Annotated in this window: 23 protein-coding genes; 7 read left to right on the top strand and 16 right to left on the bottom strand. The window is 62.9% G+C overall.

The window, feature by feature from the left end; all coding sequences use genetic code 11:
* Nucleotides 1-11 precede the first annotated feature (11 nt).
* The 3 genes from uxaC to ACL9RI_RS08140 form a co-directional block, all read right to left on the bottom strand.
* The gene (gene uxaC / locus ACL9RI_RS08150) at nt 12-1,415 is read right to left on the bottom strand and encodes a glucuronate isomerase (RefSeq protein ID WP_422726067.1); all 1,404 of its coding nucleotides are present in this window, start codon (nt 1,413-1,415) and stop codon (nt 12-14) included.
* 283 nt (nt 1,416-1,698) lie between these two features.
* Nucleotides 1,699-2,223, bottom strand: coding sequence for a DNA-deoxyinosine glycosylase (locus ACL9RI_RS08145; protein ID WP_422726066.1), 525 nt, complete (start codon nt 2,221-2,223; stop codon nt 1,699-1,701).
* A gap of 36 nt (nt 2,224-2,259) precedes the next feature.
* A complete protein-coding gene (locus ACL9RI_RS08140; protein ID WP_422726065.1) occupies nt 2,260-3,096 on the bottom strand; it encodes a hypothetical protein in 837 nt (278 codons plus the stop codon).
* Nucleotides 3,097-3,289: 193 nt separating this feature from the next.
* On the opposite strand from ACL9RI_RS08140, the gene ACL9RI_RS08135 reads away from it, so the two are divergent.
* Both ACL9RI_RS08135 and ACL9RI_RS08130 read left to right on the top strand, forming a co-directional pair.
* Nucleotides 3,290-3,718 carry a DUF962 domain-containing protein gene (locus tag ACL9RI_RS08135; protein WP_422726064.1) on the top strand — a complete coding sequence of 143 codons (429 nt, stop codon included), beginning with the start codon at nt 3,290-3,292 and terminating at the stop codon, nt 3,716-3,718.
* 189 nt (nt 3,719-3,907) lie between these two features.
* Entirely contained in the window at nt 3,908-4,357 is a 450-nt protein-coding gene (locus ACL9RI_RS08130) for a glycine zipper 2TM domain-containing protein (protein ID WP_183674592.1), read from the top strand.
* A gap of 20 nt (nt 4,358-4,377) precedes the next feature.
* On the opposite strand, the gene ACL9RI_RS08125 is transcribed toward ACL9RI_RS08130, so the two are convergent.
* Entirely contained in the window at nt 4,378-4,509 is a 132-nt protein-coding gene (locus ACL9RI_RS08125; protein ID WP_422726063.1) for a hypothetical protein, read from the bottom strand.
* Nucleotides 4,510-4,674: 165 nt separating this feature from the next.
* Here ACL9RI_RS08125 and ACL9RI_RS08120 point away from each other — a divergent pair, with 165 nt between their 5' ends.
* From ACL9RI_RS08120 to ACL9RI_RS08110, 3 genes are all read left to right on the top strand, one after another.
* Entirely contained in the window at nt 4,675-5,619 is a 945-nt protein-coding gene (locus ACL9RI_RS08120) for a DMT family transporter (protein WP_422726062.1), read from the top strand.
* Complete coding sequence (locus ACL9RI_RS08115) at nt 5,616-6,125, top strand: GNAT family N-acetyltransferase (RefSeq protein ID WP_422726061.1); 510 nt, start codon at nt 5,616-5,618, stop codon at nt 6,123-6,125. Before ACL9RI_RS08120 ends, ACL9RI_RS08115 begins: the two co-directional genes overlap by 4 nt.
* A 598-nt stretch (nt 6,126-6,723) precedes the next feature.
* A complete protein-coding gene (locus tag ACL9RI_RS08110; protein WP_183674584.1) occupies nt 6,724-6,903 on the top strand; it encodes a hypothetical protein in 180 nt (59 codons plus the stop codon).
* Nucleotides 6,904-6,908: 5 nt separating this feature from the next.
* Here the strand turns inward: ACL9RI_RS08110 and ACL9RI_RS08105 are convergent, their stop codons facing one another.
* The 12 genes from ACL9RI_RS08105 to ada form a co-directional block, all read right to left on the bottom strand.
* Complete coding sequence (locus ACL9RI_RS08105; RefSeq protein ID WP_422726144.1) at nt 6,909-8,345, bottom strand: glycine betaine ABC transporter substrate-binding protein; 1,437 nt, start codon at nt 8,343-8,345, stop codon at nt 6,909-6,911.
* 90 nt (nt 8,346-8,435) lie between these two features.
* The gene (gene hutI / locus ACL9RI_RS08100; protein ID WP_422726060.1) at nt 8,436-9,662 is read right to left on the bottom strand and encodes an imidazolonepropionase; all 1,227 of its coding nucleotides are present in this window, start codon (nt 9,660-9,662) and stop codon (nt 8,436-8,438) included.
* Nucleotides 9,663-9,674: 12 nt separating this feature from the next.
* Complete coding sequence (locus ACL9RI_RS08095; protein ID WP_422726059.1) at nt 9,675-10,250, bottom strand: HutD family protein; 576 nt, start codon at nt 10,248-10,250, stop codon at nt 9,675-9,677.
* A complete protein-coding gene (locus ACL9RI_RS08090; RefSeq protein WP_422726143.1) occupies nt 10,250-11,611 on the bottom strand; it encodes a formimidoylglutamate deiminase in 1,362 nt (453 codons plus the stop codon). Before ACL9RI_RS08090 ends, ACL9RI_RS08095 begins: the two co-directional genes overlap by 1 nt.
* A 5-nt stretch (nt 11,612-11,616) precedes the next feature.
* On the bottom strand, nt 11,617-12,405 hold the full coding sequence (gene hutG, locus ACL9RI_RS08085) for an N-formylglutamate deformylase (RefSeq protein ID WP_422726058.1): 789 nt from the start codon (nt 12,403-12,405) through the stop codon (nt 11,617-11,619).
* Nucleotides 12,406-12,475: 70 nt separating this feature from the next.
* A complete protein-coding gene (hutH, locus tag ACL9RI_RS08080) occupies nt 12,476-14,035 on the bottom strand; it encodes a histidine ammonia-lyase (RefSeq protein ID WP_422726057.1) in 1,560 nt (519 codons plus the stop codon).
* A 2-nt stretch (nt 14,036-14,037) separates the two neighbouring features.
* The gene (gene hutU / locus ACL9RI_RS08075) at nt 14,038-15,741 is read right to left on the bottom strand and encodes a urocanate hydratase (RefSeq protein WP_422726056.1); all 1,704 of its coding nucleotides are present in this window, start codon (nt 15,739-15,741) and stop codon (nt 14,038-14,040) included.
* A 98-nt stretch (nt 15,742-15,839) separates the two neighbouring features.
* Nucleotides 15,840-17,513: an amidohydrolase gene (locus ACL9RI_RS08070; protein WP_422726055.1), complete on the bottom strand. Its 1,674-nt coding sequence runs from the start codon at nt 17,511-17,513 to the stop codon at nt 15,840-15,842.
* A gap of 65 nt (nt 17,514-17,578) precedes the next feature.
* Nucleotides 17,579-18,181, bottom strand: coding sequence for a GNAT family N-acetyltransferase (locus ACL9RI_RS08065; RefSeq protein ID WP_422726054.1), 603 nt, complete (start codon nt 18,179-18,181; stop codon nt 17,579-17,581).
* Nucleotides 18,182-18,268: 87 nt separating this feature from the next.
* Nucleotides 18,269-19,894: a mechanosensitive ion channel family protein gene (locus ACL9RI_RS08060; RefSeq protein WP_422726053.1), complete on the bottom strand. Its 1,626-nt coding sequence runs from the start codon at nt 19,892-19,894 to the stop codon at nt 18,269-18,271.
* Nucleotides 19,895-19,998: 104 nt separating this feature from the next.
* Nucleotides 19,999-20,688 carry a 2OG-Fe(II) oxygenase gene (locus tag ACL9RI_RS08055; protein ID WP_422726052.1) on the bottom strand — a complete coding sequence of 230 codons (690 nt, stop codon included), beginning with the start codon at nt 20,686-20,688 and terminating at the stop codon, nt 19,999-20,001.
* A complete protein-coding gene (gene ada / locus ACL9RI_RS08050; protein WP_422726142.1) occupies nt 20,685-21,743 on the bottom strand; it encodes a bifunctional DNA-binding transcriptional regulator/O6-methylguanine-DNA methyltransferase Ada in 1,059 nt (352 codons plus the stop codon). Before ada ends, ACL9RI_RS08055 begins: the two co-directional genes overlap by 4 nt.
* Nucleotides 21,744-21,913: 170 nt before the next feature.
* On the opposite strand from ada, the gene hutC reads away from it, so the two are divergent.
* Both hutC and ACL9RI_RS08040 read left to right on the top strand, forming a co-directional pair.
* Complete coding sequence (gene hutC / locus ACL9RI_RS08045; protein ID WP_422726051.1) at nt 21,914-22,633, top strand: histidine utilization repressor; 720 nt, start codon at nt 21,914-21,916, stop codon at nt 22,631-22,633.
* A gap of 229 nt (nt 22,634-22,862) precedes the next feature.
* Entirely contained in the window at nt 22,863-26,270 is a 3,408-nt protein-coding gene (locus ACL9RI_RS08040; protein WP_422726050.1) for a PAS domain S-box protein, read from the top strand.
* Nucleotides 26,271-26,274: the final 4 nt, after the last annotated feature.

Below are 26,274 nucleotides of genomic sequence, written 5' to 3'. Positions count from 1 at the left end.
CTGGCGGCGGCTTAGAGTTGGAAGTAGTTGCGGGCGTTGTCGTAGCAGATGCCGCGCACGATGGTGGCCAGCGCCGCGAAATCGGCCGGGTATTCGCCACCCGCGACCCAGTCACCGATCTGGCGGCATACCAGGCGGCGGAAATAGTCGTGGCGCGGATACGAGGCGAAGCTGCGCGAATCGGTCACCATGCCGACAAACACGCCCAGCACGCTATGGTTGCCGAAGCCGACCAGCTGCTGCAGATTGCCTTCCTTGTGGTCGTTGAACCACCAGGCCGGACCGAATTGCAGCTTGCCGGCCACGCTGCCGTCCTGGAAGTTGCCAACCATGGTGGACAGCACTTCATTCATGTTCGGGTTCAGGCAAAACAGCATGGTCTTCGGCAGGCGGTTATCGCTGTCGAGGGCGTTCAGCAAGGACGCCAGGCCGGCGCTGCAATTCATGTCCGAAATCGAGTCGTAGCCCGTATCCGGACCCAGTTTGGCCCGCATGCGGTCATTGTTATTGCGCATCGCACCGATGTGCAGACACATGGTCCAGCCATAGTTGGCGTACACGCGGCCTATCGCCTCTAACAAACCGCGCAGGTACAGACCGTTTTCCGCGTCCGTCAGCAAGCTGCCTTGCAGGCGCTTGGCAAACAGCGCTTCGAGTTCTTCGGCGCTGGCCGCCTGCACCGGCAAGCTCACGTCGACAGCGTGGTCCGAAATGCGCGCGCCACGGGCATGGAAAAACTCCACGCGCACGGCCAGCGCGGCGATCAGCGAAGCAAACGAGGTGACAGGGACATCGGCCACTTCGCCCAGGCGTTTCAGGTACTCGGGGAAGCGCGGCTGGTTGATGCGCATGGCCTTGTCGGGACGGTAGGCGGGCAGCACGCGCGTCTTCAAGGCCGAGGCGGCGATTTCCGCATGCTGCAGCAAGTCGTCGGCAGGATCGTCGGTGGTGCAGGCGATTTCCACGCCGGCCTGTTCCAGCAGCGACCAGGTATCCATCGTCGCCAGCTTTGCATTCGCCTGTTCCCAGATCGCATCGGCGTTGTCTTCATTGATCAGCAGGTCGATGTTGAAGATGCGGCGCAGTTCCAGGTGGCTCCAGTGGTGGATCGGGTTGCCGATGGCCAGTGGCAGCACCTTGCAAAAGGCACGAAATTTTTCCTGGTCCGAGCGTTCGCCCGTGATCAACTCTTCGGCCACACCGGCCGTGCGCATCAAGCGCCATTTGTAGTGGTCGCCCGCCAGCCACAGTTCGGCGATATTGCGGAAGGTCTTGCGGCTGGCGATCTCGCCCTGCTGCAGGTGCGAGTGGTAATCGATGATCGGCAAGTCGGCCGCCACCTCGTGATACAGCTTGCGCGCCATCTCGGTGGTGAGAAGAAAATCCTGATTCATGAACTCGGTCATCGTAGCCATCTCCTTGCTGCGCGCGATGCATCGGCTCGTCATCGCGCTATGTTTTATGGTGGCACCACATTGGCGCACTCTGATATATCAGGATATTAAATCTAATATATCAGATCAAGCAAGCGCAAAAGTGCGATCCAGGCAATTTAACGGGCGGGGAAACAACAGCCAGGGGGCGGCCCGGAGAATCCGGACACGGGAAGGAGAGCGTCAGCAAAAGACTGCAAACATCAACAAGATCGCGCTTGATCGGCAAAAATCGGCCATCTCGATGGCATGACAGGGTTTGTTGTCAGCGTGCCTGCAAGGCCAGCCACTGCTCCCGTTTCGCAGCGTAAGCCAGCGTATAGGCCGGACTGCTCGATGGCAGGCTGACGATGCGGTAGCGCTGCGCGTGTTCGCCCAGCACCTTGATGCCCAGTCGCGCGGCCGTGCCGCCGTTAAAGGCGATCGCCTCGAGCTGCGGCAGGCTGGAGACCAGCGCCACCAGGTCGTTGTCGTCGCGCTCGCGGATATTGCTGTCGAGGCTGCCGACGCGGTGTGCCTGCGCCACCACGTCCCACAAGCCCACGCCATGGGCCAGCAAGGCGGCAAGGCGTGCTGCGTAGTCCAGGCTTGTCATATCCACACCCAGCACTTCTCCCATCAGCAGCCAGAATTTGTTTTGCGGATGGGCATAGTACTGGCTGTGCGCCAGCGATTTTTCGCCGGGCAGGCTGCCCAGTATCAGCAAGCGCGTGTTGGCGTCGACGACGGGATCGAAACAGCGCTTGCGCGTGTCGGACGGGGATATTGCTTGAGGCGAAAGACGGGGCAAGAGCGGCATCCTGTACAGGTGGGTAAGCCGCCTATTTTACTTGGGCCAGCGGGCTGGTACTTGCATGATGCCTTGCTCATTCCACACGATGATCTGGGCGGTATAAAAGTCCCCCTGCGGCGAGGAAAACTCTCCGACCGCATTCACATAGTATTGATATCCAGAACCATAGTGCTGCTTTGCCAATGCCAGCGCCTGAGCAGCCACTTCGCCATGCAAGGCCTTCACCAGGAAAACAGTAGTGACGATGCCAAGCAACAGGCCCAGGATGGCAGGGATGCGCATGTCGCGCCGCTTGCGTCCGCTGGCGTCACAGGCAGCCATCACAGGGGCGGCCCCCAGCCACTGGTAAACATAGATAAGCAACAACAGGTGCAACACGAATTGCAGCAGCTGCACAGTGCTGGACAGGGGGGCCAGGGCGAACTGCCTCAAGGCCAAGTCCAGTGGCGGCAGAATAAGATAATCAAACGACAGAATGGCCGGTACCAGGCAGAAAGCAGCTATCCAGCGCACCACGATGGCGGCGCGCAGGCTACCTCGCAGCAGCAAGATACTCAGTATCAGCAATGAAAATTCGACAAGAAAAACCCCGCGCGGGCCGGCACGGAAAAATTGAATCAAGTAGATCGTTTGCAATGCCGCCCAGCAAAACAGCAGCGCATAACCAGCCTTATTCAGAGAAGGCCGGGCCGCCTGCATGAGTGCGGCGGTGGCAGGGTCGAGCGGCTTGTCCTGCGGGCGCGCTGCATACTGGCGTTGCGCAGCTTCGCGGTCATCGTGCTCGCGCCTGGCGATTTCGGCTTCCAGCACTTGCCGCCGTACGGGATCGGCGCCGTCCTGGCCAGACAGGGCTTGTTGCAGGGACGCCATGGAATAACGCTGATCATCGGGCTGAGTTGCTTGCAAGGTCACCGCAGTCTTTTCTAAAATATTTCTAATAGGCAAATACTACAGCGCAATTAACAATCATGCAATTTTCATACGCGAAAGCGCCATCAACTCAGTCACCACAGGTTCCGGTGTAGAATTTCCACATAACTATAGCGATAACAAGAGACAGCCCATGCGCACCATCGATAGCCTGCTGGCACAGTATGGCGAAAGCCATCGCAACCACGTCAATGAATGGGTACACATCGTGTGCGTGCCCTTGATCGTGTTCAGCCTGCTGGGCCTGCTGTGGAGCATCCACGCCAGCGTGGCGCTGGTGGGCAGTATGGTTGCTCTATACTACTATTACAAATTATCGCGGCCGTTTGCCGCGGGCATGCTGCTGATGCTGGCCATCATGCTGGCCGTGCTGACGCTGCTGCCTGGAGAAACCATCCTGCCGCTATCGCTGGCGATCTTCGTGCTGGCATGGATAGGCCAATTCATCGGCCACCAGATCGAAGGCAGGAAACCGTCGTTTCTCGACGACCTGCGCTTCTTGCTGATCGGACCGCTTTTCGTGCTGGGTTTCCTGTACCGGCGCTTCAAGCTAGCGTACTGAGCGGCTGAAGCGGGCTATCGGCACGCTATAAGTGCGCTATAAGCGAGCAGTAGTACAGTGACGTTTTACCGTAACATATTATTACCATTCAGAACTAGTTATCTCGGGCAGTTGTGTCCATGATAAGCAATATCGCAGATGCTGGTCGATGCCACCGGCACTCACCATTTTTGTCCAAGGGAGTATCACATGAAAGCACCAATTATCGCCGTCGCCTTGCTGGCCACCCTGGCCGGCTGTGCCGTCCAACCGAATTCGGCCAATGTTTACAGCGCGCGCCAGACGCAAAACGAGCAATCGGTGCGCATGGGTACCGTGGAATCGGTGCGCGACGTGACCATCGACAAGGGCGAGAGCGGCACCGGCGTACTGGCTGGCGCAGCGCTGGGCGGCGTAGCCGGTTCGGCAATCGGCGGCGGCAAGGGCGCCATCGCGACCAGCATTCTCGGCGCGGTCGCTGGCGGGATGGCCGGCCAAAGCATCGAAGCAAATGCATCGAACAAGCGCGGCTTCGAAATCACCGTACGCCTGGACAATGGCGACCTGCGCGCCATCGTGCAAGATGCCGATGAACTGTTCCGCCCTGGCGAGCGCGTGCGCCTGCTGTCGGATGGCCGCAAGACCCGCGTCACGCACTGATCGTCTCGCGGCGCCAACATTTAGCCAAAGGCACCGGCCGCCATCAGCAAGGAAGATGGCGCCGTGCCTTCGTGTAGCCAGATGGAAATCAAGGTCATGATGACGACATAGGCAACCAGCGTCCACACTTTGAGTTGCAGGGAATGAGCCATGGTGCTTCTCCTTAAAAATATTTACTTAATGATAATTTAAATATTTTCAAAAATTCAACATTCCTCGCAGACACTGCGCTGCCTCAATCGCTGGCAATAGCGTCTCCATCGGGCAGATCAGCCCGGCAATCACGCCGGCCATGACGCATGGCATATACTTGCGCCATGCCATCTCCTTTCCTGTTTATTATTTCCTGCCTGATCTGGGGCTCGACCTTCTGGGCCATCACCTTGCAGCTGGGCGATGTCGCCCCCGCCGTGTCCGTGGTCTACCGTTTCGGCCTCGCTTCCGCCACCCTGTTTGCCTGGTGCGCCCTGCGCGGCGACAAGTTGCGCCTGCCCTGGTCCGCACAAAAGTGGATGATGCTGCAAGGCCTGGCTTCCTTCGCCATCAGCTATGTGTGCACTTACACTTCGGAACAGTATCTGGTGTCAGCCCTCGTCAGCGTGCTATTTGCCCTGATGGTGTTCTGGACGCCGCTCTTGAACCGCATCGCCTTCGGCACGCGCATCACCTGGAGCACTTGCTGCGCGGCGGCGGTGGCCATCTGCGGCATCGTGCTGCTGTTTTATCAATCGATAGGCGCGGCGCTGAAAGACATGCTGGGCGGCGGCACGGGCCACTTCCTGCTGGGATTTTTACTGGCCCTGGTGGCCACCATGGCCAGCACGGTGGGCAACGCCCTGGTCATGAAGGTGCGTGAGCACTCACCCAATGTGATGCTGACCATGGCATGGACCATGCTGTGGGGTACGTCCATGGTGGCCGTGTGGGCAATTGCCACGGGCCAATCCTGGCATTTGCCGGCCCGCTCCAGTTACTGGATGGGCTTAGGTTACCTTGCCATCTTCGGTTCCGTGATCGCTTTCAGCGCCTATTTCACCTTAATCGCCCGCATCGGCACGCAAAAGACTGTGTATATCGGCGTCGTCACACCGGTCATTTCGGTGCTGCTGTCGGTACAGTTCGAACACTACCGTCCTGCCCCCATCGAATGGCTGGGCATGGTGCTGTGCCTGTCCAGCGTGGCCTGGGCACTGACCTCGGGCGCGCGCAAGACGCGGGTCATCGACTCGACTTCCAATCAACAAACTGCAAAGGCAACATGAGCATTTCTGCACCTCCCCTGACCATCCGCCCTGCACAGGCAGCGGATGTGGCCGCCATCTTTGGCATGATCCATGAACTGGCCGTGTTTGAAAAACTCGAACACATGATGATCGCCAAAGAATCCATGCTGCACGACAGCCTGTTCGGCCCCCAGCCCGCCTGCGAAGCGCTGGTCGGCACGGAAGACGGCGTGGTGGTGACGTTTGCCCTGTTCTTCCACAACTTTTCCACCTTTTTGTGCCGCAAGGGTTTGTACCTGGAAGACCTGTACGTCAAGCAGGCCGCGCGCGGCAAGGGCTATGGCAAGCAGATGCTGGCGGCGCTGGCGCAACTGGCCGTCGAACGCGACTGCGGCCGCTTCGAATGGTCGGTGCTGGACTGGAATGAAAATGCCATCAATTTCTATCAAGGCATGGGCGCCGACGTGATGCCCGACTGGCGCATCTGCAGGGTAACGGGTGATGCCTTGACGCAGTTGTCGGCGGGAGCACCGAAAGCGGCTTGATACGGCCACTTGCAACTGGAAAAGCACGCTTCAAAAAAAATCCCCACGGGCTAGCGGCACCGTGGGGGGGAACCCATTGTCAAGTGGGAGGGGGAGAATGCAATCAACGACTTCAATATAAACCTTGACTGTACGGGCGACTCCTACCTTTACATTTGCTTACTGCCCTTTACATTTACAAGGGAAGATGGTTACTAAATGTCGCAATTTCATTTCCGTGGCTCAATTAATGTCCCGTGCAAGCCGATGTGTTGTTGCGCAACACCGCTGCGGTCGCGTGATTTCTGATAGATTTGGTACACTGTCAAGCAAGCGATGCAGCCAGCAATCAGGGCGAAAATGACCATGCGACAATCTCCTTGAAGTATGAGGATCTGCGCATCACGATGCATTGAATCGACACTGGACTTGGCATCGAGTTATCCAGAAGAGTCGGTTGATGCTTGCAGGGAAGATTCAGTGTGGCATCTTTCATCCGAAGGGCATTGCGGGATATCAAACACGCCAATTTTCGGGCGCCGTGCTATTTGATACCTCGCAAAATGGCGGCATTGTGGGCACACAAAATGAACGCATCGTCACGCATTGGGAGCCATTCATGAATGTTTCTGCCAAACCGCTGGTCGTCAAACTCTACCGCGCCTACCTGCGCTCCCGCCTGGAACGCTACACGCGCGACTTGCAAGCCATCGCCGAACAGCGCGAAAACGATTTCCAGGCCGAACGCATCCTGCACCAGGCCGTCGTTTCCGTGCGTTCGAAACTGCACTCGCTGTGATTCTTTTAACGCTGCCGGCCGGCCACCACCCAGCGTTCGACCAGTTCGAACAAGCCCTGCGTCAGCAACGCCAGCACGGCCGCCGGAATGGCGCCGGCCAGCAGCATGTCGTTATCGTTCAGGGCCAGGCCGATGGTGATGCGTTCGCCATAGCCGCCCGCGCCGATAAAGGCGGCGATGGTGGCCGTGCCCACGCTCATCACGGCCGCCGTTTTCACGCCCGCCAGGATCACCGGCAAGGCCAGCGGCAACTCCACATGCAGCAGGCGGTGACGCTTGCTCAAGCCCAGCGCCAGCGCCGCCATGCGCAAGCCTTCCGGCACTTGCAGGATGCCGGTGCAGGTATTGCGCACGATGGGCAGCAAGGCGTACACGCATAAGGCCACCAGGGCCGGCACGGTGCCAATCATGCCCAACACCGGGATCAAGATCGCCAGCAGGGCCAGCGACGGCACCGTCTGCAATACCCCCACCAGCGCCAGCACCGTTTGCCGCAGCGGCGCATAAAAAGCCGCCAGCACGCCCAGCGGAATGCCGATCAGGCAAGCGACGCCCACCGACAGCAGGACCAGGACCAGGTGCTGGCGCGTCAGGGTCCATACATCATCGCCGAGGAGTTTATCGAGCAGCGTCGTGCGCTGTACCGGCCGGTTGGCCTGCCCGCCTGCTGTTCCATGCTGCATCAGCCACTGCTGCGCCACATTGGCAAAACTTTTTCCGTCGATTTCCACTGCCGCATTCATGGCGATCATGTCGCCCTCGCTGATACGCCCCTGCAGTGTCTGCAGCGCTTTCCAGGCGGTAGGGAAGCGCGGCGGCAAGTCGAGCCGGTACAGCAGCATGGCGTCGTAGCGGGGGAAATACTGCTGCGTGTCGGCCAGCACGCGCAAGCCGTACTGGCGTATCTTGGCGTCCGTCGAATAGATATCGATCACATCCACCTGATGCTGGGCCAGCGCTTCATAGGCGATGCCGTGATCGAGCCCGCGCGGGCGCTGTGGCAGGCCATAACGTTCGGCCAGGCCTGGCCAGCCATCGCCCCTGCCGATGAATTCATGCGACAGGCCGAATTTCAGCGCAGGCTGCGCAGCCAGCTGGTCCAGGCGCCTGATGCCGGCATCGCTGCGCATGGCCAGCGCATAGATATTGTTAAAGCCCAGCGGCACGGCCACGCCCAGGCCCAGCGGCGCCAGTTCGCGCTGCATTTCATCGAGGGTTATCGGCTTGTCGTGCTTGAGGATTTCGCTGGCGATGGTGCCCATGTATTCGGCATACACATCGATGCTGCCCGCCTGCAGCGCAGCGAGCACGATGGCCGTATTGCCCAGCCCCTGGCGATGCTCGGTCCTGACGTGCGGCGTGGCGCTCTGCCGGACGATTTCACCGAGGATGTAGGATTCCGTGAAACGCTTGGAGCCCACCTTCAGGGTGCCCCCATCCATGGCGTGCGCCGGCGGCGCGGCATTCAAGAAAAGCAGCAGGGACAGCAGAAAAACAAAGCTCAAACGCACGCGGCGCTCCGGGACGTATCATCAATCCGGCAAGCTTACCACCGCTGTGCGCCAGACACCGCCCTGTACCACGCCCGCACAGGGATTCAAACCCAGCGCATACGACAGGTCGGCCGGCCGCGCGATACGCCACAGGGCAAAGTCGGCCCGCTTGCCCACCACCAGGCTGCCCCTGTCATGCTGCAAGCCCAGCGCGCGCGCCGCGTGGCAGGTAGCACCGGCCAGCGCTTCCTGCGGCGTCAAGCGCCACAAGGTGCAGGCCATGTTCATCGCCAGCAGCAAGGACGTCATCGGCGAGGTGCCCGGATTGCAATCGGTCGACACGGCCATCGGCACGCCGGCCGCGCGCAGTGCCGCCACCGGTGGCGACTGCGTCTCGCGTAAAAAATAATACGCGCCCGGCAGCAGCACGGCCACCGTGCCGTGTGCCGCCATGGCCGCGATGCCCGCTTCGGACAAAAACTCCAGGTGATCGGCCGACAAACCATCGTAACGGGCCACCAGCGCCGCGCCGCCCAGGTCGGACAACTGCTCCGCATGCAGTTTTACGGGCAGGCTCAAGGTGCGCGCCGCCTCGAACACCTGCTGCGTCTGTGCCGGCGTAAAACCGATGCGCTCGCAAAACGCATCGACGGCGTCGACCAGTCCCTGCGCGGCCAGGGCCGGCAGCATGTGCGTGCATAACATGCTGATATAGTCGTCGGCACGGCCCGCATATTCGGGCGGCAGCGCATGCGCCCCCAGAAACGTGGTGCGCACCGCCAGCGGCAGCACTTCCTGCAGCTGGCGCGCCACGCGCAGCATCTTCGCTTCCGATTCCAGCTCCAGGCCGTAACCGGACTTGATTTCAATCGTCGTCACCCCTTCGGCCAGCAGCGCCAGCACGCGCGGCAGGCTTTGCGCCAGCAGTTCTGCATCGCTGGCCGCCCGCGTGGCGCGCACGGTGGACATGATGCCGCCGCCGGCGCGGCTGATGTCTTCATAACTGGCGCCATTGAGCCGCGCCTCGAATTCATCGCTGCGGCTGCCCGCATGGACGATATGCGTATGGCAGTCGATCAGGCCCGGCGTGAGCCAGCAGCCCTGGCCATCGATCAGCGGCGCGGCGCTGGCCGGCAATTCGTCGCCAGGGCCGAACCACGCGATGCGGCCATCCTTGACGGCGATGGCGGCGTCCAGCAGCTCGCCATAACCCTGCTCCATCGTCGCCAGGTGTACGTTGTGGATGACCAGATCCCAGTCTTGCATGACTCTTCCTTCCTAACTAAACAGATCGACGCGCAATACGGGTACGTCCTGCGACGCTTCCAGTTGCCATTGCTGTGCGTCGCCGGCGTCGAGCAGCAAGGCATCGTAACGCGACAGAGTGAACTGCTGTTCACCGCTGCGCGCCTGCACCGCGCCTTCGCCCGCCACAAACAGCAGGGTCGTGTCGCTGCGCCTGACCAGCCGGCCAGGCGCGGCGATTTTTTCCAGCTGGTGGCGGCAACGGCTGCGCCGCGTCATCACATTGAAATCGGTGGTGGCGCCCGCTACCACCGCGCTGACGTCCGCCTCGCCAGGAAACCACAGCATGGGCTGGGCCGCAGTAAGTAGCACCTTGCGCGCGCCATCGAGGGTCAATGACACAGTCTCGCCATCGACCAGCATCAGGCTGCGGTCGATGCCGGGAAAGCTGGAAAACGGTCCGCTGGCCGTGATCGTCGCCAGGCTGACGCGCCAGTCGAAATCCTCGAAACCCGCCCCCTTTGGGGAGACGGCGATTTCCGTAGTGCTGCCGCCGCCATTCTTCCACGGTGCGGCGCGCAGGCTGGTTTGGGGTAGCAAGATGGCCATCAGAGCGCCCGCAGTTGCGCCAGGGTGCGTTTATACGCGGCAGCGATGGCATCCTGCGCCACATGGCGCCCAGCGCGCACCTGCCACTGGCCGCCACACAGCACATCGCGCACCAAATTGTCGTTACCGCAGAACAGCAAGCTGCCCAGCACGTCGGCCAGCGCCACGCCAGCCAGATTGACGTGGGTGTCGTCGAGCACCAGCAAGTCGGCGCGCCTGCCAGGCGCCAGCGCCCCCAGCTTGCGCCCCGCCGCCTGCGCCCCGCCTTGCAACGCTGTTTGCCACAGGTAGTCGCCCACCTGCGGTTGCTCAGGCGTGCCGGCGATATTGCGCTGCTGCCGCAACAGGCGCTGGCCATATTCCAGCCAGCGCAATTCCTCGACGGGCGACTGCGACACATGGCTGTCGCTGCCGATGCCGAAAGATCCGCCGGCAGCGAGAAACGCGGCCAGTGGAAACAGGCCATCGCCCAGGTTGGCTTCCGTGCTCGGGCACAGCCCCGCCACGGCGCCGCTGGCTGCCAGCTGCGCCACTTCATCGGCCTGCAGATGCGTGGCGTGCACCAGGCACCAGCGCTGGTCGACATCGAGCTGGTCGTACAGGTACTGCACCGGGCGCCGCCCGCTGAAATCCAGGCATTGCCGCACTTCTGCCTGCTGCTCGGCGATGTGGATATGCACGGGGCGTTCCACCGGCAACGCCGCCAGCACTTCCCTGATCTGGCTTACAGAAGCGGCACGCAAAGAGTGAGGCGCAAAACCCACTTCCGTCTGCCCATCGCGCAGCGGTGACAGCGCTTCGATGATGGACAGGGCATCATCGGCGTCGGTGCGAAAACGCGCCTGCTCCGGCTTTAATGGCTGCTCGCCAAAACCCGCATGACTGTATAGCACGGGCAGCATGGTGATGCCGATGCCGCTCAAGCGCGCGGCCTGTATCACTTTTTCTGCCGTTTCGGCCGGGCGTGCATACAGCGCACCCTGCGCATCGCGCTGCAGATAATGAAATTCGCACACGGCCGTGTAGCCATGGCGCAGGCATTCGGCAAACAGCTGGGCGGCGATGGTGGCAATCTGCTCGGGCGTGATGTGGCGCGCAAAACGGTACATCAGGTCGCGCCAGGTCCAGAAGCTGTCAGCCTGTTCTCCGGCCTTTTCCGTCATGCCGCCCAACGCCCGCTGGAACGCATGCGAATGCAGGTTGACCATGCCGGGCAAGACATACTCCGCCACTTCCACGCCAGCGGGCAGCGCGGCATTGTCCGTCACGGCCGTCAAGTCGCCTGCCGCATCCCAGGCCAGCAGCACGTCGCGGCACCAGCCCTGCGGCAGCAGCGCATGGCGGGCAAACAAGGTGTTCACACTGCTCACCGTTTCACCCATGTGACAGCCGCGTCCAGCATCTGGCGCAGCAGCGGCTGCACCTGTGCCGCCACGTCGGGACGATAGCCAAACGGTGATGCTTCATCCATATACAAACACTGGCACATCTCCAGCTGGATCGCGTGCACGCGCTTGTGTGGCTGGCCGTAATGGCGCGTGATATGGCCACCCTTGAAGCGGCCATTCAGGGCCAAGGTAAATTGATCCTGCGCCTGCGCCACGTCCATCACGGCGGACGTCAATCCCGCATCGCAGCTGGCGCCGTCGGCCGTACCGAAGTTCAGGTCGGGCAGCTTGCCGTCAAAAAAACGCGGTACGCGCGACGCGATGGAGTGGGCGTCCCACAGCACCACGGCGCCATGCACGCGCAGCAGACGGTCCAGCTCTGCACGCAGCTGGCGGTGGTACGGCGCCCAGTAGCGCTGCAGCCGGCGCTGCACCTCGGCCGCATCGGGTTCCTGGCCGGCCAGGTACAGCGGTTCGCGATGAAAGGTATCGTGCGGCAGCAAACCGGTCGTATCCTGGCCCGGATACAGATTCGTGTCTTCCTGCGGACGGTTCAGGTCGATGGTGTAGCGCGACCAGCGCGCCGACAGCACGGACGCATCCATCTCGTGCAAAAAGCCGTACAGTTCGCGCAGATGCCAGTCCGTGTCCGCCTTTTGCAAGGCCTGCGGCGTCATCCGCGCGGCGATATCGTCGGGAATATCGGTGCCCACGTGGGGCATCGACACCAGCAGCGGTATGCTGCCTTCATTGAAGCGAAAATCCATGCTGGTCTCCTTGCGCCCGGCTCTGGCTAGCGCCGGCCGGGCTGCTGGTGCTGGTGCTGATGTTTATGATTCAGGCGTACAGCGGGGCGAACAGGTTTTTGCAGGTCAGGCTCAACTCGCCCCGCAAGACCATCTGCTTGGCCGCTTCGATGTCGGGCGCAAAAAAGCGGTCGGCGTCGAAGAACGGCACTTGCTGGCGCAGCTGGTGGTGCACGTGCTCCAGGTGCGGCGAGGTTTTCAGGGGACGGTGGAAATCGATCCCCTGGGCGGCGGCCAGCAACTCGATGCCGACGATAACCGCCGTATTGTGCGCCATATCGTCCAGGCGGCGCCCCGCAAACGTGGCCATGCTGACGTGGTCTTCCTGGTTGGCGGACGTCGGCAGGCTGTCGACACTGGCCGGATGCGCCAGCGACTTGTTTTCCGACGCCAGCGCAGCCGCCGTTACGTGGGCGATCATGAAGCCGGAATTGACACCGGGATCGCGCACCAGGAACGGTGGCAAGCCGGACAGGGTGGCGTCGATCAGCAGCGCGATGCGGCGTTCGGCCAGCGCGCCGATCTCGGCGATCGCCAGCGCCAGCGTATCGGCGGCAAACGCCACCGGCTCGGCGTGGAAATTACCGCCCGAGACGATCTCGGCCCGGCCGCCAGGACCATCCTGGAAGATCAGCGGATTGTCGGTAACGGCGTTCGCTTCGATCAGCAGGGTGCGGCCCGCGTTGGCGATCAGGTCCAGGCAGGCGCCCATGACTTGCGGCTGGCAGCGCAGGCTGTACGGGTCTTGCACGCGCTCGTCGCCTTCCAGGTGCGAGGCGCGGATGGCGCTGTGCGCCACCAGTTGGCGGTACATCTGCGCCGCCAGGATTTGCCCCGGCTGGCCGCGCACCGCGTGTACGCGCGCGTCGAACGGCGCATCGCTGCCCTTGGCCGCATCGAGCGACAAGGCGCCCGTGACCATGGCCGCTTCCAGCAGGCGTTCAGCCATGAACAGGCCGTGCAAGGCCAGTGCGTTCGACACCTGGGTGCCGTTGATCAGCGCCAGGCCCTCTTTCGCCGCCAGCACCACCGGCGCGATGCCCGCCTGCGCCAGTGCATCGGCCGCCGGCATCAATTCGCCGTTGACGCGCACCTCGCCCACGCCCAGGATCGCCAGGGTCATGTGCGACAGCGGCGCCAGGTCGCCCGAGGCGCCGACCGAACCCTTGGCGGGGATGGCCGGCATGATGCCCGCGTTGTACAGCGCGATCAGGGTGTCGATAATCAGCGGGCGCACGCCGGAAAAACCGCGCGCCAGGCTGCCGATCTTCATCAGCATGATCAGGCGCACCACGGCGTCCGACAGCAATTCGCCGGTGCCGACGGAGTGCGACAAGATCAGGTTGCGCTGCAACTGCTCCAGCTTTTCATCGGGAATGCGCGTCTTGGCCAGCAAACCAAAACCCGTGTTGATGCCATAGGCCGCGTCGCCCTTGGCAACGATGGCTTGCACGGCGGCAGCCGATGCTTCGATCACGGGATAGGCTTCGGCTGCGAGTACCAGCTTAGCAGGCGCTGCCCAGACGGCGCGCAAATCGGCCAGAGTCATCGCGCCTGGTTTCAGGGTCCAACTGTTGGAATGCTGTGTCATATTCACTTCACCATAGGAAGAATTAGGCCATTGCGCTTGGCGCAGGCGGCCGCTGTTTCGTAACCGGCATCGGCATGGCGCATCACGCCCGAGCCGCTGTCGTTGACCAGCACCCTGGCCAGGCGCTTTGCCGCAGCTTCCGTGCCATCGGCCACGATCACCATGCCTGCATGCTGCGAATAGCCCATGCCCACGCCACCGCCGTGGTGCAGCGAAACCCAGGTGGCCCCGCCGGCCGTATTGAGCATGGCGTTCAGCAGCGGCCAGTCGGAGACGGCGTCGGTGCCATCCTTCATGCTTTCCGTTTCGCGGTTCGGACTGGCGACGGAACCCGTGTCGAGGTGGTCGCGGCCGATCACGACAGGCGCCTTCAATTCACCCGTGCGTACCATTTCGTTGAAGGCCAGGCCGGCGAGATGGCGCTCGCCCAGTCCCAGCCAGCAGATACGCGCCGGCAGGCCCTGGAAGGCGATGCGTTCGCGCGCCATGTCCAGCCAGTGGTGTACCTGCGTGTGGTGCGGGAACAATTCCTTGATCTTGGCATCGGTTTTATAGATGTCTTCCGGGTCGCCCGACAGGGCCACCCAGCGGAACGGCCCCCGTCCTTCGCAAAACTGCGGGCGGATATACGCGGGCACGAAGCCGGGGAAATCGAAGGCGTTCTGCACGCCCTGGTCGAACGCCACCTGGCGGATGTTGTTGCCGTAATCGACGGTATGCACGCCCATGGCATGGAAGTCCAGCATGGCCTGCACGTGGGCGGCGCAGGAATCGGCGGCGGCCACCGCCAGGCGCGCATGGCGCTGCGGATCCTGCTGGGCCGCCTTCCAGTCCGACACGCTCCAGCCGCGCGGCAGGTAGCCGTTGACCAGGTCATGCGCAGACGTCTGGTCCGTCACCAGGTCGGGCAGCAGGCCGCCCGCCTTTGCGCGGCGCACCAGTTCCGGCAGCACTTCGGCCGCATTGCCCAGCAAGCCGATGGAAATGGCTTCCTTGCGTTCAGTGTGGTATTTGACCAGCGCCAAAGCTTCGTCCAGGCTGGCCGCCTGCTTGTCCAGGTAGCGCGTGCGCAAACGGAAATCGATGCTGCTTTGCTGGCATTCGATAGTGAGCGAGACGGCGCCTGCCATGGTGGCGGCCAGCGGCTGCGCGCCGCCCATGCCGCCCAGGCCCGCCGTCAGGATCCAGCGTCCGGCCCAGTCGCCGCCAAAATGCTGGCGGCCCGCCTCGGCGAAGGTTTCATAAGTGCCCTGCACGATGCCCTGCGTGCCGATATAAATCCAGCTGCCGGCCGTCATCTGGCCATACATGAACAGGCCCTGGCGGTCGAGTTCATTAAAATGCTCCCAGTTGGCCCATTTCGGCACCAGGTTGGAATTGGCGATCAGCACGCGCGGCGCGTCCGGGTGGGTGCGGAATACGCCCACCGGCTTGCCGGACTGGATCAAGAGGGTTTGATCGTCTTCCAGTTCGCGCAGGGAAGCGAGGATCTGGTCGAAGCAGGCCCAGTTGCGGGCGGCGCGGCCGATGCCGCCGTAGACCACCAGGTGCTGCGGGTTTTCCGCCACTTCCGGGTCCAGGTTATTTTGCAACATGCGGTAGGCCGCCTCGGCCTGCCAGCTCTTGCAGGCCATCGCCGTGCCGCGCGGCGCGCGGATGGTACGGCTGGCATCAAAGCGTGGATCTGTGTCCATATTGCTGTTCATGCTGTCTCCTCTAGGGTGCGAGCGGGCATGCACGGCCCGCTCCTGTACTCCCAGCATAGGTTGTCTATACAACCAAGTCAACAGGTTTTCTTCAGCCTTTACCTTTTTTCATACACCCGCTTGCCCGCCAGCCAGGTCTGCAGCACCTGCGTCTTGCCGATGGCGGTGGGTGCGACCTTGAACACATCCTGGTCGACCACGATAAAGTCGGCCCATTTGCCTTTTTCCAGCGAGCCGACGACGTTTTCCTGATGCGCCGCCCAGGCCGCATCGAGGGTAAAGCAGCGCAGCGCTTCCGTCACCGTCATGGCTTGCTGTGGATACCAGCCGCCCGCCGGCAGGCCGGCGCTATCCTGGCGCGTGACGGCTGCGTGGATGCCCTCGAACGGATTGGGCGACTCGATGGGGAAATCAGAGCCGCAGGCGATGCGCGAACCCTGTTTCAGAAAGGTGCGCCATGCGTACGCGCCCTTGATGCGTTCATGCCCCACGCGCTGCTCGGCCATGTTCTGGTCCGAGGTGGCGTGCGTGGGCTGCATCGAGGGCACGATGCCCAGGGTCTTGAAGCGGGGAATATCGGACAACTGCACCACCTGCGCGTGCTCGATGCGGTGGCGCAGGCCCACATTGTGATATTTGCTAATCAGGGCCTGGTAGCCGTCGAGGATCTGATGGTTGCCCGCGTCGCCGATGGCGTGCACATTGACCTGGTAGCCGGCGCGCATGGCCTTGTCCATCTTGGCCCGCATGACATCATCCTTGTAAAACAGCAGGCCGCTGGTGGTCGGATCGTCGCTATACGGCGCCAGCAAGGCCGCGCCACGGCTGCCCAGCGCGCCATCGGACAGCAGCTTCACGGCCCGCAGCGCGTACAGGTCGTTGGCATAGCTATTGACCGGGCCGTTTTTCGACAGCACGTCGAAATCATCGGTGGTATCCATGATCATGCCGTACACGCGCAACGTCAGCTTGCCATGGTCCGCGTAGTCGCGGAACAGCCTGTCCTGCAGTTGGCCGATGCCCGCATCGTGCACGCTGGTCAGGCCCACTTGCGACAGCTGGGCCAATGCGCCGTCCAGCGCGGCGCGGTTGTCCGCATCGCCCGGCTTGGGCAGCACGGCGTCCATCAGCTCCACCGCGTTATCGACCAGCACACCGGTGGGATGGCCATCCGCATCGCGCTCTATCTTGCCGCCAGCCGGGTCAAGCGTGGCGCGCGTGATGCCGGCCAGCGCCAGCGCGCGGCTGTTGGCCCAACCGGCGTGACCATCGACCCGGCGCAGCCACACAGGGCGCGTACTTTCGGCCGCATCGAGTTCGACCGCCGTAGGGAAACGGCCCAGTTTCCAGATTTCCTGGTTCCAGCCGCTGCCGACGATCCAGCTGCGCTCCGGGTGCGCCTGGGCGAAATCGGCCACCGTCTGCACCGCGCCCGCCAGCGTGGTCGAACCATACAGCAGCACGCCGCTGGCGATCGTCCCCAGGCCAAACACATGGCCGTGCGCATCGATCAGGCCCGGCAACACCGTCTTGCCCTGCACATCGATCACCGTGGTGCCTTTTACCGCCTTGCGCTGTACGTCAGCCTTGGAGCCGACGGCGATGATCTTGCCCGCATCGTCAAACGCCAGGGCCGTAAAGCGGACCACCTTGCCTGCATGATTGAGCGTGTAGCCATTGGCGTTGGTCATCACCGTATCGGCGCGGGCATGGCCGAGGGCGCCCAGGCAGGCGAGCGTGAGCAGGGTGCGGCGCAATGGCAGGGTAGTCATTCCATCTCCAGGTTTTTATTAAAAAGACCAGTGTATAGAAATGGGCAAAATGGTCAATCTGCCAGCTATTTTGACGGGCGGACCATCAGCCAGTAATCGCAGCCAGTGACTGCTTCCTTGTAGACTCCCGCCGCTTCGAAACCCAGCCTGCCATAAAACGGCAGGCTGCGCTCATTGTAGGTTTCCAGGAAACACACGGCGCCGGCCTGGTCGACGGCTGCCAGGCCCGGCGCCAGCACGGACGCGCCCAGGCCCCTGCCCTGCGCAGACGGCGCTACACCGGCAATCGACAGATACCAGGCATCTTTCAGTGCGTGCTCGGACAACGCCTGTTCCATGTTCTCGACGATGGCCGTGAAATGGGCAAAACCCTGTGGCCCCAGCAAGACGCGCAAGGCGGCCTCGCGCTGTGCGTAAGCGGCCTGGCGCGCGGGAGCCGGTGTGTCCGTATTCCAGATGGCCGCGCCATTGCCGTCAATATCGGCCAGGTCTACCCGCCCTGCCTGATGACCTTCGGCCAGTGCCAGCTCAAAATACGCCGCCAGCATCTCCAGCCGCGCCGCTTCGTCATCGCCGCAGGCCACCGTGACGGTGCGGTAAAACGGATCGTCGATCAGGGCGGCAGCCAGGCTGCGGGCGGCGGGGGATTGCGGTACTGCGTTGACCATCGGTACTCTCTTTGAATGGGTAAGTAAAGACAGGCATCTTAACGCAAGCAGGCCTGTCAGACCTCCTGATTTACCCCTCCCCCGCTCTTACTCCGGCCCCTTCGCCGGCGCCCTGAACCACTCCTCGCGCGGCAGCACTTGCGATTCCTCCGGGTCGGCGATGTAGTGCGGCGAGGTAATCTGCACTTCGAATTCATTGAAGACGTCGATGATGTTCTGGTGCAGCCGGTTCAGCACTTCAGCGCGCTGGCGGGGGACTTCGGCGCTGGCGTAGGCCACCAGGCGGTATTGCACATAATAATCGTGCAGGGCCAGCTGCATCACATACGGTTTTGGCGTAGTGGACAATTCGGTGGTGCGGGCGGCCGCCAGTTCCAGCATGGCGTGCACCTGGCGCCAGGGCGTGGCGTAGCCGATGGTGACGCTGGCGTCCAGCACGAAGCCGCCGCCGGGCAAGGCGCGCGAATAATTCTTGGTCGTTTGCGACATCACCCAGGCGTTCGGCAAGGCCACTTCTTCGCCCAGGCCCGTGCGCAAGCGCGTCTCGAACATGCCCACGTCGACCACCGTGCCTTCGCTCTCGCCCACGCGCACATATTCTCCCTTGCGCAAGGCGCGCGTGTACATCAGGATCAGGCCGCTGGCGCCCTGCCCCACGATGCTCGACGCGCCGATCGACACCATCAGGCCGACCAGCACCGACAAACCCTGGAAGGCGGCCGTGTGCGAACCGGGCAGGTACGGATAGGCCATGGCCAGCGCAAACAGCCAAATGACGACGCTGGCGATGCGGCGCGTGGGCATGGCCGTGTCCTGGTCCAGCCAGCCGATCTGCAATTCGCCGCTCTCGACGCGCTTGAACAAGGACGATGCGGTGGCCGCCACCAGGCGCGCGATGGCGAAAATCACGCACACCAGCACCAGGCCCGGCAAGGCGCCGATGACGGCGTGCAGCACGTCGGTCGCCACCTCCAGCAGATAACCGCTCAGGCTTTCGCCCCAGGCGCGCGTGTACGGCAGCCGGCCCAGCACGAAAGCCAGCCATACATACGTGGCCATCAGGCGCAGCGCCCACAGCACCACGCCCAGCAGTTGATAGGCGAAAGCGATGTAGTGTTCCGCATCGAGCACGCGCACGTTTTTCAGGCGCACATCGCGCAGGCGCGAGGCCAGCAGCACGCCGCTGCGGCGCTTGGCCCAGCGGTGCAGCCGCGTCAAGCCCATCCACACCAGCCAGAACACCAGGGTGGCGACGGCGCAGACGGCCGCCGCGATGGCCAGATAGCGCCAGCTGCTCTGCTCGGTATAGTCGAGCAGGGACTTGCGCAACTCCCCGGCCGCCTCCTGCGCCACGCTGTCGGTGGTGTCGCCGGCCAGCTGGTTGACGTCGCCGGGGATGACGACAAACAATTGCACGCCGTCGAGCAAGACTTGGGTGCCTTCCGGAATGGTGCGCGTACCCGTTTGCAACGGACCATTTTTTGCCAGCACGCCTTGCAACCGGTGCCGGGCGCCCGAGGCCCGCTCGTCGGGCGGATAACCGGCCAGGGTGGCGCGGAAGACAAATATCTTGCGGTTAGTAAAAGTGAATGCCGCCGTCTTGGCCGCTTCGCTGCCGGCGGACGCCACGGCTGCCGTGGCCGCCTTGGCATCAGGTAATAGTGATGCCGCATCGTCGGCCGCATGGGCGCCAGGCAAAAGGAAAATCGTCAATAGACACAGCAGGCGAAAAAACGCGGACATGGCAAGAAAGTAAAGTGGTCAGGAGCAGCCATCATGCCATGTAATGCAGGAAACTCAAGCGCTACAAATAAAGCTCAGCTCGCATCATGAAAAATGATGCCCAGGGTATGCCGCACGCCTGCGCGCAACCGCGACACGCCATGGCGCATCTGCACGCGGTAGCTGCCGCGCGCGCCGTTCACGGGACGGTGAAACACGGGAAAGATCACCGCATCGCCCTGCGCCAGCGGCACCACCTCGGCGCGCGACTGCATGCGTGGGCGCTGTTCCGTCAGCACGAACTCGCCGCCCGTGAAATCGTCTTGCGGGCGCGACAGCAGCACGGCCAGCTGCAAGGGAAACACGTGCTCGCCATACAGGTCCTGGTGCAGGCAGTTGTAATCGTCTGCGCGGTAGCGCAGCAGCAAGGGCGTGGGACGCACTTGTCCGGCAGCATGGCAACGGCCCAGGAAATCCGCATGGTCGAGTGGAAAACGCGTTTCCAGGCCCATCGCCGCTTGCCAGCGGTTGGCGATTTCCGCCAGCGGGCCATACAGTTGCTGGCGCAAATCAGCCACCACGGGCGGCAAGGGATAGGCAAAATACTGGTACTCGCCGCGCCCGAAACCGTGGCGTTCCATCACCACCCGGCTGCGGAAATGTGATGCTTCGTCGTAATGCCCTGCCAGCGCGGCGCACGTTTCAGCGTCCAGCAAGCCGGGCACGACGGCGCAGCCATGCTGGTTCAAGTCCGCTTCGATCTGTTGCCAATCGTGTTCCCTCATTTGCCTGCCTCGCGGTCCAGCAGCACCTGCTTGCGCTCGACACCCCAACGGTAGCCGGACAAGGCCCCATCGTTGCGCACGACACGATGGCAAGGGATCGCCACGGCCAGCGCGTTGGCTGCGCAGGCGCCCGCCACGGCGCGCGCGCCCTTCGGTGCGCCGATGCGCCGGGCCAGTTCCGCGTAGCTGACGGTGCTGCCGGCGGGAATTTCGCGCAAGGCTTGCCAGACACGCTGCTGGAACGCCGTGCCGCGCACGTCGAGCGGCAGGTCCAGGCCGATTTGCGGCGCTTCCACCAGGCCGATCACCTGCGCCACCGTTTGTTCGTAGTCGCTTTCCGCACCGCGCAGTTCGGCGCGGGGAAAGCGGTCCTGCAAGTCGCGCAGCAAGACTTCCGGGTCGTCATCGATGAGGATGGCGCAGATACCTTTGTCCGTGCTGGCAACCAGGATGGCGCCCAGCGAGCAGGCGGCAATCGCAAAACGGATCACGGCGCCGCTGCCGCCGGCCCGGAAAGCGCCCGGCGTCATGCCCAGCAAGCCTGGCGTGGCGGCATAGAAACGGCCGCTGGAATTGAACCCGGCCGCATACAAGGTATCGGTCACGTTGGCATCGCCTGACAAACCCGCCTTGAGCCGTTCGCCGCGCCGCGCCGCCGCATAGGCCTTGGGCGTGATGCCCGTGTGCGCCTTGAAGATGCGGTGAAAGTGGAAGCGGCTGATGCCAGCCGCCTGCGCCAGGCTGTCGAGGTCAGGCAATTCTTCGCTGGCGTCGATCAGGCGGCAGCTCTCGGCCACCATGGCGGCGTGACGCTCGGCCAGCGGCGGCTGGTCGGGCTTGCAGCGCAGGCAGGGACGAAAGCCGGCCGCCTCCGCTTCGGCGCAACTGGCGTGGAAGGCCACGTTGTGACGCAGGGCGGGGCGCGCGCCGCAAGAGGGACGACAATACACGCCGGTGCTGCGCACCGAGTAATAAAAAGCGCCGTCGGCGTCGGGCGCGCGCCGCTGCACGGCAGCCCAGCGTTCGTCGTCACTCAAATAAACGGGCAAATTCATCTGTTCCATGGCGCACTCCGTGCTTGTGATTGATTAGTATCCATCATAAGCAGCGCCGCTGGCGGGCGCACTCCGGCGCTTGCTTTTGAATTCGATCGGCGGGCAGTGCTAAAATCGCAGGCACGCCTCCGGCCGGAGGTGCGCCCCGCCCGCGCTTCGGAGAAACCGCATTGGACGACCAGATTACCCAAGAAAATACGCCGATTTTCCAGCGCATCAAGGATTTTTTGCTGGCAGGCATCGCCTCTGGCCGCTGGAAGGAAGGCGACGTGATCCCTTCCGAGCAGGCGCTGGTCAAGCAATTTGGCGTCTCGCGGATGACCGTCAACCGCGCCGTGCGCGAACTGACCAGCGAGCAGATACTGACCCGGCGCCAGGGTTCCGGCACCTATGTGGCGCAGCAAAAATACCAGGCGACCTTGCTGGAAATCAAGAGTATCGCCGATGAAGTGCGCGCGCGCGGCCATATCCACCGCAGCAGCTTGCAGTTGCTTGAACGCAGCAAGGCTTCGGACTTGCTGGCCAAGCAGTTTGGCCTGGCGCCCGAGCAGCAGCTGTTTCATTCGCTGATCGTGCACTTTGAAAACGGCGTGCCGATCCAGGTGGAAGACCGCTGGGTCAATCCCGCCTGCGCGCCCGATTACATGACCCAGGATTTCTCCAGCATCACGCCGAACGAATACCTGATGGCCGCCGCCCCCCTGCAAGGGGCCACCTACAGCATCGAGGCGCTGTCCGCCCCGCGCGACATCGCCGAAATGCTGGCCATCGACACCAGACAGGCGTGCCTGGTGCTGCGCCGCCAGACGCGCTCGGGCGGCAAGGTGGCCTCGATCGCGACGATGTGGCATCCGGGACACCGCTATCAATTCGCCGGCAGCTTCAGCTGAGGCCGGCAAGCCGCTTTTCCTAGCAGAATTCGGCACGCACTTTCTCACGGATACTCACAGGACAGGCTGAAAATCACCATTTTGGGGCAGGAAAAAAGCCGTCCTGCAGAGCCTCGTCCAAGTTCGCTACTCTGGCTAAATATTCAATGCTATAGTTGCCGCCTACAGGGCAACAGCGCCTGTGCCACCATGTCAGTCAGGTTCAATCAGGGCCCAGAAAGGGAAGCATTTGTCGTATCGCAGCCACACCCGTTTCAGTGCATTGCGCCCAGCGCGCCTTGCGGTGCACCGGCTCGCGCATACGATGCTGGCGGCCGGCGTGCCCCTGTCCTTGCCTGCCATGGCGCAAACGGTGGCGCCCGAGGCCAGCCATGGCCAGCCCTGGCCGTATGTGGCGATCGCGGCCAGCGCCCTGGCGGGCATTGCATGCTGGCAGGCATGGCGCTGGCGCGCCGCCGCGCAAAAGACGCCGGTACAACAGCAATTTGTGCAGGCCCTGCATGGCGCCGCCATGGCCAGCTGGACCTGGCAACGCAAGAATGACCACCTGGTAATGTCCAGCCTGTATCAGGATATCCTGGGCGACAAGAATGCCAAACTGGAGCAAAGACTGAGCGACTGGCTGTCGCAAGTACACCGCGACGACCGCGCACGCATGAGCCAGGTATTCCGCCAGCATGTCGATGGCAAGGCGCCCGGCCCCGTCAGTTATGAATTCCGATTGCGCCACAGCGATGGGCAATGGCGCTGGCTGCTGGCGCGCGGCGCCGTGCTGACCCGCGCTGCCGACGGCACGGCCACGCAGGCGGGCGGCATCGTTTGCGATATCAGCGAGCGCAAGGCCGACGAGCAATGGCGCATGCGTTGCCTGTTGGAAGCTGCACCTGAAGCCATGCTGGTGGCCGATATCGATGGCAGGGTGCACTACGCCAACCAGATCGGCGCGCGCTGCTTCGGCTATCCACTGTCCGAACTGATCGGCTTGTCTCTGGAACAACTGGTGCCGGAAAGCACCGGCAGCCGTACCGTGGGCGACCCGCAAGGGCGGCACACCCTGCCTGGCAGGGTGATGATGGCGCGCCGCCGCGACGGTTCGCAATTTCCGGCCAAGGTCAGCCTGTCGCCGCTGCGCATGGCCGGCCATCTGTATTCCATCGTGTCGCTGCGCGACATGACCCAGCGCCAGCGCGCCGAAGAGGCGCTGCACGCCAGCTCGGAACGCTACCGCCTGATCGTGCAGACGGCTGCCGAGGGCATCTGGATGACGGATGCGGAAGGCAAGACCACCTTCGTCAATCCGAAGATGGCGCATATGCTCGGCTATACTGTGCAGGAAATGCTGGGCCAGCCCCTGCTCGACTTCATGGACCGCGACAGCCAGCTGCTGATGCAACGGCGCCTGGCCAGCCACGGCAACAAGGCCAGCCAGCCGGACCAGGTCGATTTCCGCTTCTTCCGCAAAGACCATTCCAGCTTGTGGGGCCTGGTGTCGAGCACCAGCATCCAGTCGGAAAACGGCGAGCCCGGCGGCACCCTGGCGATGATCACCGACATCACGGAACGGCGCCAGGCCTCGATTGCGCTGTCCAATTCCAGCCAGCGCATGGCGTCCGTCTTCGGCGCCGTCACGAATGGACTGGTGGTGCAGGACAGCAATGGCCTCATCCTGGAAAGCAATGCGGCGGCCGAACGCATGCTGGCCGCCAGCCTGGGCAGCCATCACAGCCACAGCCTGTGGCGCGCCATCCGCGAAGACGGTTCCAGCTTCGACCAGCGCAGCCATCCCGTGCACATTACCCTGTCGACCGGGCAAGCCATGCGCGACGTGCTGATGGGCGTGCAGCAGGGCGATGGCAGCCTGTCGTGGCTATCCGTGAATACGGAAGCCATCCGCGACGAATATGGCAAGGTCAGCATGGTGGTGGCCAGCCTGACCGACATCACTTATCACAAGCGTAGCGAGAGCGCCCTGCGCGAGCTCAATGAACACCTGGAAGAACGGGTGGCGCAGCGCACCGAGCAGCTGGACCAGGCCAAGCAGGTGGCGGAAGAAGCCAGCCAGGCCAAGGGCCAGTTCCTGGCCAATATGAGCCATGAAATCCGCACGCCGATGAATGGCGTGATCGGCATGGCCTACCTGGCCCTGAAGACGGAACTGGAACCGCGCCAGCGCGATTACCTGGAGAAAATCCGTTTCGCCGGCGAACACTTGCTGGGCATCATCGACGATATTCTCGACATTTCCAAGATCGAAGCGGGCAAGCTGGAAATCGAACGCGTCAATTTCAGTTTTGACCACGTGCTGCAAACCCTGAGCACGGTAGTGGCGCCGCGCGCCGCCGGCAAGAACCTGGAACTGGTGTTCGAGATCGACCCGCAATTGCCGGCCGTGCTGGTGGGCGACCCCTTGCGCCTGGGCCAGGTATTGATCAATTACACGAACAACGCCATCAAGTTCAGCGAGCAGGGCAGCATTACCATCAAGGTGCACAAGGTGGTGGGCGATGCACGGCACTGCGTGGTGCGCTTCGAAGTGTGCGACCACGGCATCGGCTTGTCGGAAAACGAAATGAGCAAGCTGTTCCAGTCGTTCCAGCAGGCGGACACCTCCACCACGCGCGAATATGGCGGCACCGGCCTGGGCCTGGCCATCTGCAAGCAGCTGGCCCAGCTGATGGGCGGCGACGTGGGCGTCGACAGCCAGCCCGGCGCCGGCAGCACTTTCTGGTTTACCGCCCACCTGGGCATTTCGGACCAGACCGCCCCGGCCATGCTCGACACCATGGTGCAAACGGCGGCGGCCATGCGCGCCAACGCCGATGCGGCCCTGGTGATGAGCACGCTCAAACATGCCCGCATCCTGCTGGTGGAAGACAATCCCTTCAATCAGCAGGTGGCGCTGGAATTGCTGGAAGAAGCGGGCGCCTCCGTCTGCCTGGCCAATAATGGCGTGGAAGCGCTGGACTTGCTGCGCCAGACGCAGTTCGACTGCGTGCTGATGGATGTGCAGATGCCGCTCATGGATGGCCTGGAAGCAACGCGCCATATCCGCGCCGACCCGCAGCTGGCCAAGCTGCGCGTGCTGGCCATGACGGCCACGGCCACCAGCGAAGACCGGGTGCGCTGCCTGGAAGCGGGCATGGACGATTTCATTTCCAAGCCGATCCAGCCGGCCATGATGTACCAGACCATCGCCAGCTGGCTGCCCGAGCGCGACGTGCCCCCGCCTGCGCGCAGCCGCAGCGCCCCTGCCTTCAAGACCACGCTGGCTGGCGATCCGCTGGTGATCGACTTGTCCATCCTGGCCAAGCTGCTGGGCTACAACCCGCAAAAGGTGCGCAAGTTTGCCTTCAAGTTCCTGCAGACCACGCAAGACGGCTTTGCCGAAATCGATGCGGCGCTGGCGCGTGGCGACGTCAACCAGGTGCGCGAACTGGGCCACCGCATCAAGTCCTCGGCCCGTACCGTGGGCGCCCTGGGCCTGGCCGAACTGTGCCACAGCCTGGAAGTGCTGGCGCCGGGCGAACCGGCCGATGAAGCGGAACGGGCCGGGCGCATCGTGGTGCGCCTGTGGCCCCTGCTGGAGCAGATTACCGAACAGATCATGAACAACACCAGCTTTGCGAATGATGATTAATGAC

It is taken from the genome of Janthinobacterium sp. Mn2066 (genome assembly GCF_049319705.1).
In the GTDB taxonomy this organism is placed as follows: domain Bacteria; phylum Pseudomonadota; class Gammaproteobacteria; order Burkholderiales; family Burkholderiaceae_D; genus Janthinobacterium.
Note: the sequence above shows the minus strand (reverse complement) of the source record. Positions and strands in the feature narration are given on the sequence as shown.

Excerpts from the sequence above, each read along its gene's own strand:
- uxaC (WP_422726067.1), bottom strand. The coding sequence starts at position 1,415 with ATGGCTACGATGACCGAGTTCATGAATCAGGATTTTCTTCTCACCACC.
- ACL9RI_RS08140 (WP_422726065.1), bottom strand. The coding sequence starts at position 3,096 with ATGGCGTCCCTGCAACAAGCCCTGTCTGGCCAGGACGGCGCCGATCCC.
- ACL9RI_RS08135 (WP_422726064.1), top strand. The coding sequence starts at position 3,290 with ATGCGCACCATCGATAGCCTGCTGGCACAGTATGGCGAAAGCCATCGC.
- ACL9RI_RS08130 (WP_183674592.1), top strand. The coding sequence starts at position 3,908 with ATGAAAGCACCAATTATCGCCGTCGCCTTGCTGGCCACCCTGGCCGGC.
- ACL9RI_RS08125 (WP_422726063.1), bottom strand. The coding sequence starts at position 4,509 with ATGGCTCATTCCCTGCAACTCAAAGTGTGGACGCTGGTTGCCTATGTC.
- ACL9RI_RS08120 (WP_422726062.1), top strand. The coding sequence starts at position 4,675 with ATGCCATCTCCTTTCCTGTTTATTATTTCCTGCCTGATCTGGGGCTCG.
- ACL9RI_RS08115 (WP_422726061.1), top strand. The coding sequence starts at position 5,616 with ATGAGCATTTCTGCACCTCCCCTGACCATCCGCCCTGCACAGGCAGCG.
- ACL9RI_RS08110 (WP_183674584.1), top strand. The coding sequence starts at position 6,724 with ATGAATGTTTCTGCCAAACCGCTGGTCGTCAAACTCTACCGCGCCTAC.
- ACL9RI_RS08105 (WP_422726144.1), bottom strand. The coding sequence starts at position 8,345 with ATGGATGGGGGCACCCTGAAGGTGGGCTCCAAGCGTTTCACGGAATCC.
- hutI (WP_422726060.1), bottom strand. The coding sequence starts at position 9,662 with ATGCAAGACTGGGATCTGGTCATCCACAACGTACACCTGGCGACGATG.
- ACL9RI_RS08095 (WP_422726059.1), bottom strand. The coding sequence starts at position 10,250 with ATGGCCATCTTGCTACCCCAAACCAGCCTGCGCGCCGCACCGTGGAAG.
- hutG (WP_422726058.1), bottom strand. The coding sequence starts at position 12,405 with ATGGATTTTCGCTTCAATGAAGGCAGCATACCGCTGCTGGTGTCGATG.
- hutH (WP_422726057.1), bottom strand. The coding sequence starts at position 14,035 with ATGACACAGCATTCCAACAGTTGGACCCTGAAACCAGGCGCGATGACT.
- hutU (WP_422726056.1), bottom strand. The coding sequence starts at position 15,741 with ATGAACAGCAATATGGACACAGATCCACGCTTTGATGCCAGCCGTACC.
- ACL9RI_RS08070 (WP_422726055.1), bottom strand. The coding sequence starts at position 17,513 with ATGACTACCCTGCCATTGCGCCGCACCCTGCTCACGCTCGCCTGCCTG.
- ACL9RI_RS08065 (WP_422726054.1), bottom strand. The coding sequence starts at position 18,181 with ATGGTCAACGCAGTACCGCAATCCCCCGCCGCCCGCAGCCTGGCTGCC.
- ACL9RI_RS08055 (WP_422726052.1), bottom strand. The coding sequence starts at position 20,688 with ATGAGGGAACACGATTGGCAACAGATCGAAGCGGACTTGAACCAGCAT.
- ada (WP_422726142.1), bottom strand. The coding sequence starts at position 21,743 with ATGAATTTGCCCGTTTATTTGAGTGACGACGAACGCTGGGCTGCCGTG.